Annotated in this window: 14 protein-coding genes; 7 read left to right on the forward strand and 7 right to left on the reverse strand. The window is 60.3% G+C overall.

Annotated features, from left to right (window positions below; translation table 11 throughout):
• Window positions 1-281 precede the first annotated feature (281 nt).
• Genes N6G83_RS05000 through N6G83_RS54905 form a run of 4 tightly spaced genes read left to right on the forward strand, consistent with a single transcriptional unit; the run spans window position 282 to window position 3,542 of the window.
• Window positions 282-2,894: a YdbH family protein gene (locus N6G83_RS05000; protein WP_147823854.1), complete on the forward strand. Its 2,613-nt coding sequence runs from the start codon at window positions 282-284 to the stop codon at window positions 2,892-2,894.
• Window positions 2,891-3,088, forward strand: a complete 198-nt coding sequence (locus tag N6G83_RS05005; protein ID WP_025302979.1) for a YnbE family lipoprotein — start codon at window positions 2,891-2,893, stop codon at window positions 3,086-3,088. Before N6G83_RS05000 ends, N6G83_RS05005 begins: the two co-directional genes overlap by 4 nt.
• An 8-nt stretch (window positions 3,089-3,096) precedes the next feature.
• Window positions 3,097-3,420, forward strand: a complete 324-nt coding sequence (locus N6G83_RS05010) for a YdbL family protein (RefSeq protein WP_025302978.1) — start codon at window positions 3,097-3,099, stop codon at window positions 3,418-3,420.
• Entirely contained in the window at window positions 3,405-3,542 is a 138-nt protein-coding gene (locus tag N6G83_RS54905; protein WP_373276032.1) for a hypothetical protein, read from the forward strand. The genes N6G83_RS05010 and N6G83_RS54905 overlap by 16 nt, the downstream gene beginning before the upstream one ends.
• Here N6G83_RS54905 and azoR read toward each other — a convergent pair.
• Window positions 3,539-4,144, reverse strand: a complete 606-nt coding sequence (azoR, locus tag N6G83_RS05015) for an FMN-dependent NADH-azoreductase (protein WP_015377994.1) — start codon at window positions 4,142-4,144, stop codon at window positions 3,539-3,541. The genes N6G83_RS54905 and azoR overlap by 4 nt on opposite strands.
• Window positions 4,145-4,413: 269 nt before the next feature.
• On the opposite strand from azoR, the gene hrpA reads away from it, so the two are divergent.
• On the forward strand, window positions 4,414-8,301 hold the full coding sequence (hrpA, locus tag N6G83_RS05020; protein ID WP_260514805.1) for an ATP-dependent RNA helicase HrpA: 3,888 nt from the start codon (window positions 4,414-4,416) through the stop codon (window positions 8,299-8,301).
• 98 nt (window positions 8,302-8,399) lie between these two features.
• Here hrpA and N6G83_RS05025 read toward each other — a convergent pair whose 3' ends face one another.
• Both N6G83_RS05025 and asr read right to left on the reverse strand, forming a co-directional pair.
• The gene (locus N6G83_RS05025; protein WP_043143623.1) at window positions 8,400-9,212 is read right to left on the reverse strand and encodes a trypsin-like serine peptidase; all 813 of its coding nucleotides are present in this window, start codon (window positions 9,210-9,212) and stop codon (window positions 8,400-8,402) included.
• A 294-nt stretch (window positions 9,213-9,506) separates the two neighbouring features.
• A complete protein-coding gene (gene asr / locus N6G83_RS05030) occupies window positions 9,507-9,782 on the reverse strand; it encodes an acid resistance repetitive basic protein Asr (RefSeq protein ID WP_025302975.1) in 276 nt (91 codons plus the stop codon).
• 185 nt (window positions 9,783-9,967) lie between these two features.
• On the opposite strand from asr, the gene N6G83_RS05035 reads away from it, so the two are divergent.
• Window positions 9,968-10,873: an alpha/beta fold hydrolase gene (locus N6G83_RS05035; RefSeq protein WP_260514806.1), complete on the forward strand. Its 906-nt coding sequence runs from the start codon at window positions 9,968-9,970 to the stop codon at window positions 10,871-10,873.
• A gap of 166 nt (window positions 10,874-11,039) precedes the next feature.
• Here N6G83_RS05035 and N6G83_RS05040 read toward each other — a convergent pair whose 3' ends face one another.
• From N6G83_RS05040 to folM, 4 genes are all read right to left on the reverse strand, one after another.
• Window positions 11,040-12,539 (reverse strand): carboxypeptidase M32, encoded by a 1,500-nt coding sequence (locus tag N6G83_RS05040; protein ID WP_025302973.1) that lies wholly within the window; start codon window positions 12,537-12,539, stop codon window positions 11,040-11,042.
• A 35-nt stretch (window positions 12,540-12,574) separates the two neighbouring features.
• Window positions 12,575-13,879 (reverse strand): two-component system sensor histidine kinase RstB, encoded by a 1,305-nt coding sequence (gene rstB, locus N6G83_RS05045; protein ID WP_025302972.1) that lies wholly within the window; start codon window positions 13,877-13,879, stop codon window positions 12,575-12,577.
• A complete protein-coding gene (rstA, locus tag N6G83_RS05050; protein WP_004938307.1) occupies window positions 13,876-14,601 on the reverse strand; it encodes a two-component system response regulator RstA in 726 nt (241 codons plus the stop codon). Before rstA ends, rstB begins: the two co-directional genes overlap by 4 nt.
• 75 nt (window positions 14,602-14,676) lie before the next feature.
• The gene (gene folM / locus N6G83_RS05055) at window positions 14,677-15,399 is read right to left on the reverse strand and encodes a dihydromonapterin reductase (protein ID WP_260514807.1); all 723 of its coding nucleotides are present in this window, start codon (window positions 15,397-15,399) and stop codon (window positions 14,677-14,679) included.
• 184 nt (window positions 15,400-15,583) lie between these two features.
• On the opposite strand from folM, the gene N6G83_RS05060 reads away from it, so the two are divergent.
• Complete coding sequence (locus N6G83_RS05060) at window positions 15,584-15,994, forward strand: hypothetical protein (protein ID WP_025302970.1); 411 nt, start codon at window positions 15,584-15,586, stop codon at window positions 15,992-15,994.
• Window positions 15,995-16,063 lie beyond the last annotated feature (69 nt).

The following is a 16,063-nucleotide window of genomic DNA, read 5'->3' on the forward strand; positions in this document are numbered from 1 at the left end:
TCTCTAGTACACAGTTAGCTAGCAGCTAAACTTTTATTAGAATGGTTGCAAGACTATTAATCATCAACGGTAACGACAATAACAAAAGTCTGAAAACCGTCCTATTTATGTGATGTATATGTAACGAAAATCTACAACTTCGCACACGTTTGCGCTAAAAAGGTGCAAATCGCCTTTGCGACCCCGCTCAGCTTCACCCTATGTCAAATTCGTGCCATCATTATTGTCAATTCAGGCATAGACTTAACCAATGCCTAACTCAGGAACGAAGCAATCATTTAATGACCAGGCGATTGAAAGTATTCATAGGGACCGTGGCGGGCTGTGCAATTCTGGTGCTGGCGTTATGGCAAACTTTGCCGCGCTGGCTGCCGGGGGTGTTATCGCATTGGTTGCCGGCGGGAAGCCGACTTGAGTTACAGGGCAAGTTGCATTGGCGCCAAGGCGGCCTGGCGTTGCCGGGGGCACGTTTCACCGCGCAAGATTGCCTGCTGGCCAACGTCGGTCCGACGCGGCTGGCTTACCGCCAAGGCCGCTGGCAGCTGTCGAGCGATAAGGTCAGCGTCGATAGCGCCTGTTTGTCAAAACTGCCGGGCGGCGACGCCAACAGCGCGCCGCTGGCGCTCGATCAATTGCAGCGGCAACTGCCGGCGCTGGATCTCACCATTAATGATCTGACGCTTATTCCCTGGCAGCGCTATGCCGGCAAGCTACAGATTTCCTCCGGCCCCGACGGGCAACGTCTGCATTATCGGGGACCGAATCTCAGCGCCGAGGCGCGGCTGGATGAAAAACAGCAGCTGACGTTGCAGAGTCTGACCGTCGTCCCGCCCAACAGCGCGCAACCGCTGCACCTAGCCGGTAAGATAACTCTCCCGCTGGATCTGGCCAGCCTGCCGAAGCAGGGCGCGTTGCAGGGTGAAATGCAGACGGCCTATCTGGAAAAACCGGTTTTGCTGGATATGCGCTGGCAACAGCAGCAGGGCGTGTTGACGGTGAGCGAGAAAGGCGACGATCGGCCGCTGGCGGTGCTGCCGTGGGAAGTGACCCCGCAGCGGGTCAGCATCAAGCAGGGCGAGTGGCGTTGGCCCTACAGCGGACAGCCGTTGAACGGCGGCCTCAGCATCGCGCTGCACGACTGGAGCAAGGGATTGGATGAAACGGAGATCAGCGCGCGGCTGAACGTGATCACCGCCGGCCACAACGGCAAGGGTAATGCGGTGCTCACCCTCGGGCCGGGCAAGGTGGGGTTGACCGACAGCGATCTGCGCTTCCAACTGACCGGGCAGGCCAATCTGGCCGATTTCTCCACCACCGCGTCGATCCCGGGCGTGATCGGCGGCAGCATTCTTAACCCGACGCTGGTTCTGCAGCCAGGTTCGCTGCTGCGTCTGTGGGGCAAAGTGACGCCGGAAATGACGCTGGAAGAGGCGCGTCTACCGCTGGCCGGCGTGAAGGTGACCGCCGCCGGCATCACCGGCCGCCTGCAGGCGATTTTGAGCGCCAGCGACAGTTATTGGGGGCGTTTCAAGCTCCACCTGGACGGCCAGGCGCAGGATTTCTGGCCGGACAAGGGTGACTGGCAGTGGCGTTACTGGGGCAACGGCCGGTTGCCGCCGCTGCAGGCCGCCTGGGACGTCGCCGGCAGCGGTCGTTGGCAGGACAGCGAGCTGGTGCTCGACAAGCTCTCCACCGGTTTCGACAAATTGAAGTACGGTCTGGTGACGGTCGCCGCGCCGCGCTTGAGCCTCAACCAGCCGCTGCGCTGGCAGCGTGATGAACAAAGCCCGCAGTTCAACGGCGAATTCCAGCTGGCGGCGGATAAGGTCAGCTTCAGCGACGGTGGCTATCTGCCGGCGCCGGTGCTGGCGCTGCAGGTGAACGGCCGTTCGCCGGACAGTTTCCAGATGCAGGGCAAGCTGCAGGCGCAACAGATCGGGCCGATCGCGCTGCGCGGCCGTTGGGACGGCGAACGTCTGCGCGGCGAAGGCTGGTGGCCGAAACAGTCGCTGAAGGTCTTCCAACCGCTGTTGGCACCGGATCTCAATCTCACGCTGCGCGACGGCGAGTTTTACGCGCAGTCGGCGTTTTCCGCCGCCCGTGAACAAGGGTTCGAGGCCGGTGGCCACTGGGTGGTGAAAAACGGCGGCATGTGGCTGAAAGACGGCGAAATGAGCGGCCTGGATTTCATCCTGTCGTACCGTTTCAAGCAGCATCACTGGCAATTGGGAGCTAAACAGCCGGTATCGCTGCGCATCAAGTCTTTCACCAACCTGTTCGAGATGCAGAACATTTCCGCCGATCTGCAGGGCACCTATCCTTATAGCGAAGGGCAGCCGCTGACGTTGAGCAACGTCGGCGTGGACATGCTCAACGGGCATATCAGCCTGTCGGCGCTGCGGTTGCCGCAGCATGACGCCGCGGTGCTGAAGCTGGATAAGGTCGATCTCAGCGCGCTGTTTACCGCCCTGAAACCGAAGCAGTTCGCCATGTCCGGCCGGGTCGACGGCGAGCTGCCGCTGTTCCTGAACCATCCGAAGTGGTTGGTGCAAAACGGCTGGATCGCCAACGCCGGCACGTTGACGCTGCGCCTGGACAAAGACATGGCCGACGCCATCGGCAGCAATAACCTGGCGACCGGCGCGGCGATCGACTGGCTGCGCTACATGGAAATCAACCGTTCGCATGCCCGGGTCGATCTCGACAACCTGGGCGAGTTGACGCTAAGCGCGCGCATCGACGGCATCAACCCGCAGAAAAGCGCCAAGCGCGAGGTGATCCTGAACTATCGCCATCAGGAAAACGTGTTTCAGCTGTGGCGCAGTTTGCGCTTCGGCGACAATTTACAGGAGTGGCTGGAGCAGGCCCTCTCACAACCTGGGGAGCAACAATGAAAATCATGAGTGTGTCGACGCTGGCAGCGGTGCTGTGCGTTTCGCTGCTGAGCGGCTGCGTGCCGCGCATCGAGGTGGCGACGCCGAAGGATCCGATCACCATCAATATGAACGTCAAGATCGAGCATGAAATTCATATCAAGGTGGATAAGGACGTCGAAAACCTGCTGAAAACCCAAAGCGGTCTGTTCTAGGAGCCGACATGAAAAAACGTTATTTGTGGCTGGCCGGCGCCGCCTGGTTGTTCAGTGGCATGGCGATGGCGTTGACGCTGGATGAGGCGAAGCAGCAAGGGCGGGTAGGTGAAACCCTGAGCGGCTACATCGCGCCGGTGAAGCAGGACGCGGAAACCCTGGCGCTGGTGAAACGCATCAACGCCGGCCGCGCCGAGAAGTATCAGGAAGTGGCGAACGGCAACCATATCGCCGTCGACGAAGTGGCGCGCATGGCCGGGCAGAAGCTGGTGACGCGGGCGCAGAGCGGCGAGTATGTGCGCGGCATCAACGGGCAGTGGCTGAAGAAATAAAAAAAGCGCGCCGTCTGGCGCGCCAAAAGATACGGATAGATGATTATTATGAGGGTAGTGCAGGTTTGACAGGACTTGCCTCTTGTCCGGCAGGGGCTCGGCGCCCCTGCACAGGGTCTTAGGCAGCAACCACCTGAGACAGGGCCGCCTTGGCGTCTTCCTGTGCTTTGGTCGCCACTTCCGGGCCATAGGCGATGCCTTCCGCGAAGACGAACTCCACGTCGGTGATGCCGATGAAGCCCAGGAACAGACGCAGGTAAGGTTCTACCAGGTCGGTCGGGGTGCCTTTATGGATGCCGCCGCGGCTGGTCAGGATCACGGCGCGTTTGTTTTTTACCAGGCCTTCCGGACCGTTTTCGGTGTAACGGAAGGTCACGCCGGCGCGGGCAACCAGGTCGAAATAGTTTTTCAGCTGGGTCGGAATGTTGAAGTTGTACATCGGTGCGGCAATCACGATGACGTCATTGGCCTGCAGCTCGGCGATCAGCTCGTCCGACAGGGCCAGCGCTTCTTGTTGACGTGGAGTCAACGGAGCATCGGAAGGACGCAGCGCGCCGACCAGTTCACCGTCCAGCACCGGGATTGGCTGTGCGGCCAGATCGCGCACGGTGATGGTGTCGCCGCTGTGGGCGTTGCTCCATTGCTCTACGAAGAAATCGGCCAGTTGGTTAGACTGAGAGTAGGTCGCCAGGATGCTTGATTTCAGAACCAATACGTTGCTCATCGATAATTCCTTACGTTGTGACAGTGACATCAGGACTCAGCGTCCCTTGCATGAAGTACATGCTATTCACATTCCCCCAACAGTGATAGCGCAATATTTCGAGATCTCCGTTCAATTTTATTGAATGACATGGCGACGCTTTACTCGCGGAAGTAGGGGGAGAAAGCCGTTTGTGATAGGCTGTGCGGCTAAAGCAAAAAAATCGCTAAAAAAACATTAAACCGTTGCCAAGCCTGGCCTTGGCGGCGAAGAAACAAGGAACACCGAACGTGAAATCTCCGCTCGAGGCACTGCCGGCCCAACTGGGCGAGCTGATGCTCCGCGATCAACAACGCCTGCGTCGTCGCCTGCAGGGCGCACGAAAAATCAAAAATCCCGATGCCCAGCTGGCGGTCGCCGCCGACGTGGAAAGCGACATCGCGACGGCGCGGCAAAAAGTGCAGGCGCGCGCCGCGTCTTGCCCGCGCATTACCTATCCGGAAAGCCTGCCGGTCAGCCAGAAAAAGCAGGACATCTTAAATGCTGTCCGCGACCACCAGGTGGTGATCGTCGCCGGGGAGACCGGCTCGGGAAAAACCACCCAGTTGCCGAAGATCTGTCTGGAGCTGGGGCGTGGGGTGAAAGGGCTGATCGGCCATACCCAGCCGCGCCGCCTGGCGGCGCGCACCGTCGCCAACCGCATCGCCGACGAGCTGGAAACCCCGCTCGGCGGCAGCGTAGGCTACAAGGTGCGCTTCAACGATCAGGTGGGGGAAAACACCCTGGTCAAGCTGATGACTGACGGTATCTTGCTGGCGGAGATTCAGCAGGATCGCTTGCTGATGCAGTACGACACGTTGATCATCGATGAAGCGCACGAGCGCAGCCTGAATATCGACTTTATTCTCGGCTACCTGCGCGAACTGCTGCCGAAGCGCCCGGATCTCAAGGTGATCATCACCTCGGCGACCATCGATCCGCAGCGTTTCTCGCGCCACTTCAACAATGCGCCCATCATCGAGGTTTCCGGCCGCACTTACCCGGTGGAGGTGCGTTACCGCCCGGTGGTGGACGACGGCGATGATACCGACCGCGACCAGCTGCAGGCGATTTTCGATGCGGTGGACGAGCTTGGGCGCGAAGGGCCGGGTGACATTCTGATCTTCATGAGCGGCGAGCGCGAGATCCGCGATACCGCCGACGCTTTGAACCGCCTCAATTTGCCGCACACCGAGGTGCTGCCGCTGTATGCGCGCCTGTCGAACAGCGAGCAGAACCGGGTTTTCCAGTCGCACCACGGCCGCCGCATCGTGCTGGCCACCAACGTGGCGGAAACCTCGCTGACGGTGCCGGGCATCAAATACGTCATCGATCCGGGCACCGCGCGCATCAGCCGCTACAGCTTCCGCACCAAGGTGCAGCGCCTGCCGATCGAGCCGGTGTCGCAGGCCTCCGCCAACCAGCGTAAAGGGCGCTGTGGCCGTGTGTCGGAGGGCGTGTGCATCCGTCTGTACTCTGAACAGGATTTCCTCTCGCGGCCGGCGTTTACCGATCCGGAAATTCTGCGCACCAACCTGGCGTCGGTCATTCTGCAGATGACCTCGCTGGGGCTGGGCGACATCGCCGCGTTTCCGTTTGTCGAGGCACCGGACAAGCGCAACATTCAGGATGGCGTGCGTCTGCTGGAAGAGCTGGGGGCGATCACCACCGCCGATAACGGCCACTATCAGCTGACGCCGCAGGGCCGGCAGCTGGCGCAGTTGCCGATCGACCCGCGTCTGGCGCGCATGGTGCTGGAAGCGCAGAAGAGCGGCAGCGTGCGCGAGGTGATGATCATTACCGCCGCGCTGTCGATTCAGGATCCGCGCGAGCGCCCGATGGATAAGCAGCAGGCCTCGGATGAAAAACACCGCCGTTTTGCCGACAAAGACTCGGACTTCCTGGCGTTCGTCAACCTGTGGGATTATCTGCAGGAGCAGCAAAAGGCGAACTCTTCCAGTCAGTTCCGCCGGCTGTGCCGCAACGATTTTCTCAACTACCTGCGGGTGCGCGAGTGGCAGGATATCTATACCCAACTGCGCCAGGTGGTGAAAGAACTGGGGCTGCCGATCAACAGCACGCCTTCCGACTACCGCAGCGTCCACACCGCGCTGCTGACCGGCCTGCTGTCGCACATTGGCCAGAAAGATGCGGACAAACAGGAATTTACCGGCGCGCGCAACGCCCGCTTCTCGATCTTCCCCGGCTCCGGCCTGTTCAAGAAGCCACCGAAGTGGACCATGGTGGCCGAACTGGTGGAAACCAGCCGCCTGTGGGGACGCATCGCCGCGCGCATCGAACCGGAATGGATCGAGCCGCTGGCTCAGCACCTGGTGAAACACAGCTACAGCGAACCGCACTGGTCGAAGTCGCAGGGGGCGGTGATGGCCAGCGAAAAGGTCACGCTGTTTGGTCTGCCGATCGTTGCGGCGCGCCAGGTCAACTACGGCGCCATCGATCCGCTGCTGTGCCGTGAGCTGTTTATCCGCCATGCGCTGGTAGAGGGAGACTGGCAGACGCGCCACGCCTTCTTCCGCGAAAACCAAAAGCTGCGCGCCGAGGTGGAAGAACTGGAGCATAAATCGCGCCGCCGCGACATTCTGGTGGATGACGAAATGCTGTTCGGCTTCTACGATCGCCGCATCCCCAACGACGTGGTGTCCGGCCGTCATTTCGACAGCTGGTGGAAGAGCGCGGCCAAGCAGCAGCCGGATCTGCTGAACTTCGAAAAAGAGATGCTGATCAAAGACGGCGCCAACAAGATCAGCGCGCTGGATTACCCGAACTTCTGGCATCAGGGCAACCTCAAGCTGCGGCTGAGCTACCAGTTTGAACCGGGCACCGACGCTGACGGCGTGACGGTGCACATCCCGCTGCCGATCCTCAACCAGGTGGAGGAGCAGGGCTTCGAATGGCAGATCCCCGGCATCCGCCGTGAGCTGGTGATTGCGCTGATCAAGTCGCTGCCGAAACCGGTGCGTCGCAACTTCGTGCCGGCACCGAACTACGCCGAGGCGTTCCTTGGCCGCGTAACGGCGCTGGAATTGCCGCTGCTGGACGCGCTGGAGCGCGAGCTGCGGCGCATGACTGGCGTGACCGTGTCACGTGATGACTGGCAGTGGGATCAGGTGCCCGATCATCTGAAGATGACCTTCCGCGTGGTGGGCGAGAAAAACCAGACGCTGCGCGAAGGCAAAGATCTGGCCGCCTTGCGCCTGCAGTTGAAAGAGAAGGTGCAGGAGACGCTGTCGGCGGTGGCCGATGACGGACTGGAGCAGAGTAACCTGCATGTCTGGAGCTTTGGCCAATTGCCGGCGTTTTACGAGCAGAAGCGCGGCGGCTATTCGATGAAGGCATACCCGGCGCTGGTGGATGAAAAGGACAGCGTGGCGATCCGCCTGTTCGACAGCGAAAGCGAGCAGCAACAGGCGATGTGGCAGGGCACGCGTCGCCTGCTGTTGTTGAATATTCCTTCACCGATCAAATACCTGCATGAGAAACTGCCGAACAAAGCCAAGCTGGGGCTCTATTTCAACCCGTACGGCAAGGTGCTGGAGCTGATCGACGACTGCATATCGTGCGGCATCGACAAGCTGATCGCCGAACACGGCGGCCCGGTCTGGCAAGAAGCAAACTTTGCACGGCTGCAGGAGCAGATCCGCGCCGAGCTGAACGACACGGTCGTCGAGGTGGCCAAGCAGGTTGAACAGATCCTGACGGCGGTCTTCAACATCAACAAACGGCTGAAAGGCCGGGTGGACATGTCGTTGGCGCTGGCGCTGTCGGACATCAAGACCCAGCTCGGCGGGCTGGTTTACCGCGGCTTCGTGACTGGCAACGGATGGAAGCGCCTGCCGGATACGCTGCGCTACCTGCAGGCGATCGAGCGGCGGTTGGAAAAACTGGCTATTGATCCGCACCGCGATCGCGCGCAGATGTTGCGGGTGGAGCAGGTGCAGCAGGCCTGGCAGCAGTGGCTGAACAAGCTGCCGCCGAAGCGACAGCAGGAGGAAGAAGTAAAAGCGGTGCGCTGGATGATAGAAGAGCTGCGCGTCAGCCTGTTCGCGCAACAGTTGGGCACGCCTTACCCGATCTCCGATAAGCGCATTCTGCAAACTATCGAGCAGCTTTCGAGCTAAGCTCAGCCGCACCGGCCGGCAAGCGGCCGGCGCGGCGCAAGTTGAAATTCGCAGAGCAGAGAAACAGCAACGGCGCATAATGCGCCGTTGAGAGAGGATTATTTGCCTGCCGCCAGCGCGTCCAGCGCTTCGCGGATACCGGGCACCGCCAGGGCACGGTTATCGGCGCGATAGCGATCTTTCGCCGCCGGAGCCGAGCTTTGGATGGCGATCAGTTGCCAGCCGTCGGCGGTTTTCAACAGCAACGGCGAACCGCTGTCGCCGGGCAGAGTATCGCACTGGTGCGACAGTACGCTTTGCTGGGCCCAGCCGGTGACCTTGCAGTTTTGGTGGCTGTAGAGGTCATCCAGATGATCCTCCGGGTAGCCCGCTTGAGTTATCAGCCGTTTGGCCTGTTTCAGGGCCTGAGTCAGCGCCTTGCTGTCGCCTTGCCACAGCGGCAAGGGTGCGATCGGCAGCGGTTTTTTGTCTTTCAGACGGATCAGCGCAAAGTCATAAGCGGCCGCGGCGGGCGGGACGATCCAGCCATCACCGTCCGGCTTCAGCTTTTTGCCCAGTTTGCTGTCGACCAGGGTCTCGATATTGTCGGTTTGATACTGCCACGACTTATCACCCGCCACGAAGCGCAGAGCGATGGCTTTATCCAATTGCCCCGGCGGTGCCAGCACGCAGTGGCCGGCGGTCAACGCCAGGTGTGGGGAGATCAGCGTGGCGGTACACAGATTGCCGCTGGCGGTTTCGACCTGGCCGATGGCCTGCCACGGCTTGGCGGCGGTATCCGTGACCTTGATTCGTTCATCTTTGCCGAAAAACAGACGCGTTTGCTCGGCCTTGGACGGGCCGTCTGCGCGTGCCGCCTGAGAAGCGATGAGCGGGAGTGAACACAGCAACAGTAAAACGGATATGCGCATAGATCTCTTGCCTGACAAATACGGATCATCCATAAACACACTGAATGCTAACTATAGACTGATTTAGCAGCCATGTGGATGGGCAATAATTGATTTTTCAATAATTTCCCGCCGGCGATGCGGCAGGCTACAGGTAAAAAAAGACGGCGATCAGTCCGCAAAGGATCAGGGCGGTCAGAACGATCTCGAACAGGTAGCGGCGCAGCATCAATGAGAACCCCCCGATGAAAAAACACCCGGTGAACCGGGTGTCGTACACGTCAAGCCTGAAACGGTGAGGGGACCCTCACGATATTACGCTTTTTTGTGGCTGGCTTTCTTGTGGTGCTTTTTAGCCGCCTGGGCTTTTTGCGCCGGGGCTTTCTTGCCGGCTTTTTTGTGATGCTTTTTGGCCGCCTGAGCTTTCTGAACCGGGGCTTTCTTGCCGTGGTGTTTCACCTGAGCTTTAGCCGGCGCAGCGGTGGCGGTGGTTGCGGTAGCCGCAGGTGCGGTGGTGGCAGCCTCGGCAGCGAAAGCCACGGAAGACAGACCCATTGCAGCGGCAACAACCAGAGCTAATACTTTTTTCATCGCAGAATCCTCAACATGACTTTTGGGTACCAACCCCACTGCGGGGCCGTTGAGATGATAGTAGGCAAACGGCGTCCGGCTTTCCGTGAGTGATTGGTTTCGGCATGTAACCTAATGTACAGGGCGGCGGTGGCGAGGGGGATTGCTGCTATAATGACCGCCAGACAAGGAAAAAGGGATTTAAAATGAACGAGATAACGATTCGTTGTGGCGTGACTGAACAGGGCGAGGTGCCGCTGACCTATGAGGACTGGGGCGATGAGACGCACCCGCCGTTGTTGCTCATCATGGGCATCGGCGCGCAGCTCCTGTTGTGGCCTGACGACTTCTGCCGCGCCCTGGTGTCCATGGGGTTTCGGGTGATCCGTTATGACAACCGCGACGTCGGCCTTTCAGGAAAAACGCAGGCACAACGCTCACAGCCATTGTGGCTGCTGATGTTGCGCGCCCAGCTTGGCTGGCAAACGCCGGTGCCTTATACCCTGGCGGACATGGCAACGGACGCGGCGCATCTGCTCGATCATTTACGCATTCCGCAGGCTCACGTACTGGGCGCTTCGATGGGGGGGATGATCGCCCAGGTGCTGGCCGCCGAATACCCGCAGCGCGTCGCCTCGTTATGCATCTTGTTTTCCAGCACCAATCAGCCGCTGTTGCCGCCGCCGGCGCCTTCGCTGCTGTGGTTGCTGGTGCGCCGGCCTGCCGCCGATATGACGCTGCAGCAGCGCCAGGAAGGGATGAAGGCCTTTCTGCGCGCGCTTGGCACCGCGACTTATCCACCGGAGGAGGCGGAGCTGGATGCCCTGGTGACGCGGTTGCTGAAGCGGGGTGTGGATCCGGCAGGCATGCAGCGGCAACTTTCCGCGTTGCTCGGCAGCGGCGATCTGCGGCGTTACAGCCGGCGCATCGCCGCGCCGACGCTGGTGATTCACGGCGATCGCGATCGGCTGGTGCGCAAGGCCGGCGGGGTGGCGATCGCCCGTGCGGTCGCCAACGCCAAGCTGCATATTATGCCGGGCATGGGGCATGACCTGCCCGCACCGTTGAGGCCGCAGCTGGCGGCGATGATCGCCCGCCATGCATTGGGATGAGAGGCCGGTTGGTTCGGTATTTTTGCTTTTTTAGTTACAACATACTAATGGTGGGTGGCCACCCGCCACTCTGTAGCCAAGGCGTTACCCGCAGGAAAGTGCACTATGGAACAGTGTCAGGTCAACCAGAGGAAAAAAGGGCGCGGCAGGGCCGCGCCAGGAGAGATTACAGGTAGCGGTTTTCCAAATGCTGACGGAAGTAGCGTGGGTTGAGCGCTTCGCCGGTCGCGTTGGCGATCAGCGTCTCGGTCGGGAAGCGGCTACCGTGGCGCCAGATGTTGTGCTGCAGCCAGTGGAACAGCGGCTGCAGATTGCCGGCGGCGATATCCTCGCTCAGCGAAGGTAGGGCCTGGCGCACGCTGTGGAACAGCTGCGCGGCGTACATCGCGCCGAGGGTGTAAGTCGGGAAGTAGCCGAACGCGCCGTCTGTCCAGTGGATATCCTGCATGCAGCCGTTGCGATAGTTGCCGATGGTGTCGAGGCCGAGGTAAGCGTGCATCTTTTCATTCCACAATGCCGGAATGTCTTCCACTTCGACCTCGCCTTCGATCAGCGCTTTTTCAATTTCGTAGCGCAGGATGACGTGGGCAGGATAGCTCACCTCGTCGGCGTCGACGCGGATCAGGCCCGGTTTAACGCGCTGGTTGAGGCGAATGAAGTTGGCTTCTTCCAGCGCCGGCTGTTCGCCAAATTGCGCGGTGACCAGCGGACGCAAGATTTTCAGGAATTCATTGCCGCGCGCCAGCTGCATTTCGAACAGCAGGCTCTGCGATTCGTGGATGGCGGTAGAGCGGGCCAGGGCGACCGGCTGGCCGAGCAGATCGCGCGGCAGGTTCTGTTCGTAACGGGCGTGGCCGGTTTCGTGCACGATACCGAGCAGCGCGGTCAAGAACTCTTTTTCGTTGTAGCGCGTGGTGATGCGTACATCTTCCGGCACGCCGCCGCAGAACGGGTGGGCGCTGACGTCGACACGGCCGTTGTCGAAGTTGAAACCGAGCAGTTTCATGACGCTCAGGCTCAGCTGGCGCTGGGTGTCCACATTGAACGGACCTTGTGGCGCCTGGCAGGGTTCATTAGCCTGTTTGGCCACCACGCGCTGCAGCAGATCCGGCAGCCAGGTTTTCAGATCGCCGAAGATGCGGTCGAGATCGCTGCTGCGCATGCCCGGTTCATACAGATTGAGCAGGGCGTCGTAACGGCTGGTGCCGGCCGCCTGCGCACGGATCTGCGCCTCTTCCCGGCTGAGTTTGACCACTTCGCGCAGGTTCTCGGCGAAGCCGTCCCAGTCGTTGGCCGGGCGCTGGGCGCGCCAGGCGTGTTCGCAGCGCGCGCCGGCGAGCGATTTGGCTTCGACCAGCGACGCCGGTAGCAGCACCGCGTCTTCATACTGGCGGCGCATTTCGCGCAGGTTGGCGCGGTCGATCTCGTCCAGCGTCTCTTGCTGCGCGCGATCCAACAGCGCGCCGGTGCTTTCCGCTGTTAAAAGCTGGTGCTGCAGCACGCTCAGCTCGGCCAGCGCTTCGGAGCGCGCTTTGCTGCCGCCCGGCGGCATCATGGTTTGCATGTCCCAACCGGCGATGGCGGACAGGTGGCCGAAACGCGACAGACGGCTAAAAAGCGCGCGCAGGTGATCGTAAGCAGACGTGTTGGAATGTGCAGATGTCATTATTATTCGACTCCAATGAGAAGGGTCCGGCGGTATTACGCCAGATCGGCTTTTAAACTGAATGTCGGCTTCACCGGCCAACAGAAACGGAAACTGGCGCCGCCGAGCGAACTGCTCTCGACGAACACCTGTCCCTGGTAGGCGACGGCGATGGAATGGACGATGGCCAGCCCCAGTCCGCAGCCGCCGGTGGCGCGATCGCGGCTGGGATCGAGGCGAACGAAAGGCTCGAATACCCGCTCGCGCTCTTCCGGCGGGATACCCGGCCCGTCATCTTCGACCTGCAAACAGGCGAGGTCGCCGTCGAACCACAGACCCACGCGCAGACGCTGCTCGGAATAGCGCAGCGCGTTATTGACCAGGTTATCGAGCACGCGTTCCATCAGGCGCAGATCGACGCCGCCGAAGTCGCCGACGTGCGGGATATCGAGCTGGATGTCGCGTTCCTGATGAATAAGACGGATATCGTCGACCTTGTCCTCCAGCCACTTTGGCAGATCGATGGGTTCAATGTTTAGCGCAACCTGCGGCCGGTCCAGGCGGGCATAGGTCAGCAGCTCGTCGATCAGCGACTCCAACTGGCCGATATCGCGGTTCAGCGCCTGCTGTTCGCCTTCGGACAGGTTATCGCTCATCTCGAGCCGATAGCGCAGGCGCACCAGCGGCGTGCGCAGCTCGTGCGCGATGCCGTCGATCAGCTGTTTCTTGCTGGCGATCAGGGTGTTGACGCTGTCGGCCATCTGGTTGAACGCCACGCCGAGCCGGCTTAGGCTGGAAGTGGGATCGAAGTGGGTGCGTTCATCCAGATGCCCGGCACCGAGCCGCTGGGCGGCGTTTTCCAGTTTGAGCAGGTCTTGCCAGTGCGGCCGCATCCACAGAAACACCGGCAGCGCCAGCGACATGCCGATAAACACCAGCAACACCAGATCCAGCAGGCGCATCTGGTGCAGATAGAACAGATAAGGAATGGGGCCGACCACCAACACATAGTGGCTGCGCGGAATGCGCTGCATAAAGGTGTACTGATCGTCGAGGGCGATGATTTCACCCAGCCGCAGCCGCTTTTTCAGATCCTCGCTCAGTTCCTGTTTGCCGAGCGGTTCGATATGCAGCTTGAACGACAGATTGAGATCCAGCGTGGCGATAGTCTTGTTCCAGTCCTTCAGCGGGATTTCGCGCAGCTCGCTGCGCATCAGGTACAGCGAGCTTTTCATCAAATCGTCCATCGACTGGCGGCCTGCGCGCTCGGCGGTCACCTTGTACACCAGGCCGACCAGCATCGCCATCACCAGAAAACAGACGAACAGTAGCAGGAAGAACTGGACGAAAAGTTTTCTCATTGTTGCACCGATGCCCAGGCGTTAGGGGCGAACAGATAGCCTTTGTTGCGCACGGTTTTGATGCGGAACGGCTCCAGCGCATTGTCGTACAGCTTACGACGCAGGCGGGAGATCGCCACGTCGATGCTGCGATCCATACCGTCGTAGCTCACGCCGCGCAGGTTTTGCAACAACGCCTCGCGATCCATGATCTGCCCGGCGTGGGTCGCCAGCTCCCACAGCAGATCGAAATCCGAGGTGGACAGGGTGATGGTTTCTTCGCCCAGCGTAACCTGACGGTTGACCGGATCGATGCACAGCAGCCCGAAATGCAGCGCGTTATGCTGGGTGAGCGGCTGAACCGACTCTTCTTTCGGCTGTTGGCTGTGTTGGCGCAGGTGCAAACGCAGGCGCGCCAGCAACACCGCCGGTGGCGTGGTTTTCAGGATATAGTCGTTGGCGCCCATCTCCAGCGACAGGATATGGTTCATGTCGCTGTCGAGCGAAGTGAGCAGCACGATCGGGCCGGGGAAGGTAGGGCGCAGATCGCGGCACAGCGTCATGCCGTCTTTGCCGGGCAGCATGATGTCCAGCAGCACCAAATCGGGTTGCTCGCGCTCGATGCGCGCCTGCGCGCTGTCGCCACGCGGTTCGATCAGCACCTCGATGTCATGTTTGCCCAGATAGGCGGCGATCAGTTTGCCGACTTCAGGATCGTCTTCCACAAAAACAATTTTATGCATATGCCCGTGTTTTAATATAAAAAGCGGATTTGAGCATAGCGCGGCCCGCGACGTTGCGCCATGCGGATCTTGGCGTCAGCGCAGCGGCCGACCACCGTCGACGCCGTGGGTGCGGCCGGTCACGTAGCGGCTTTCCAGCAGGTAGTTCACCAGATTGACCACTTCACTTTCGCCGGGCGCGACCTTCATCAGCGATTTCGCCAGCGCCTGCTGGCGATAGGCTTCGTCGTCGCCCGGATTGAAGATGATCAGCGCCGGCGCGATGGCGTTGACCTTGACCTCCGGCGCCAGCTTGCGGGCAAACGAACGAGTCATATTGTCCAGCGCAGCCTTGCTGGCGGCGTAGGCGATATGCTTGTCGCTGCCTTTTTCCACCACGTAGTCGGTGAGATGGATAATGTCGGCGCCAGCCTGGCCCTGGCCGGTCAGACAGGATTCGAGCAGCTGGTTGAGCAAATAGGGCGTGTAAACGTGAATTTGCAGCATTGCTGCCATTAGCTGTTCCGGCGGCACCTCCGGTGACTCGGCCTGCCAGGCGCTGGCGTTGTGGATCATCGCGCGCAGCTTGGGCGCCACTTGCCGCACCTGGTCGGCGAAACGGTAGATACCTTCATGTGTGGCAAAGTCGCCCTGAATGCAGCGGGCGCCCAAGGCCTGCAACTCGGCCATCGCCGGATATTCGCTGCGATAGGCGATAATGACCGGAACGCCGCGCTGGAGAAACGCTCTGGCGAGCGCCAGCCCTATGCGCCGCGCGCCGCCGGTAATCAGCACCGGGGCAGAGTTGGGGTGTTCCATTGATTAAAGCTCCTGGACAGACTGGCAAACAATAGGGGAATTATGCCATCATACGGCGGAAAGTCGTTAAAGCTTCGCATGATTATCCATTTCTGGATGTAAGATCCCCAATGCATTTCAGGTTGCCGTCCGGCGGCGGCTTGAAAGACCACGGGTTAACACTGGCCATGAGAGGAATGAGGGGATGAACAGCAATCACCTTGCATCCATCGCGCGCAGTGAGAAAATCTGTTTTGACTACATGGATTTTCTGTCCGCATCGTGCAGGAAGCACTGGCGCTTTGTTGATGCTATTTATGGTGTGATGCCGATCTTCGGCATGGTGTTGAAATCGCGCGTGACCACGTCACAAACGCGCAAAGAGCAGTTGAAAGAGCTGGCGCTGCAGGTGGTGTCAACGCAGGTTAGCGATGAAACCAATATCGTGCGCCTGATTGACCTGGCGCAGCAGCAGGGCCTGACGGTATTTGATATTCAGCTGCCCTATGCGCTGGAGGCGCAACAGCTGGCGGCCATTCAAAAAGAGTGCGCGGAAGGCATTGCGATCGCCCTGGTGGGTGAGCGTATGACCGTCACCATTCCCCCTAAAAGCTGACCGGGAATCAACCCGGCCGCCCGTTCATGGTTAGGCAATTGACCTGCTGCGATCGCCTAACCATGAACG

Source organism: Serratia sp. PL7, assembly GCF_945957435.1.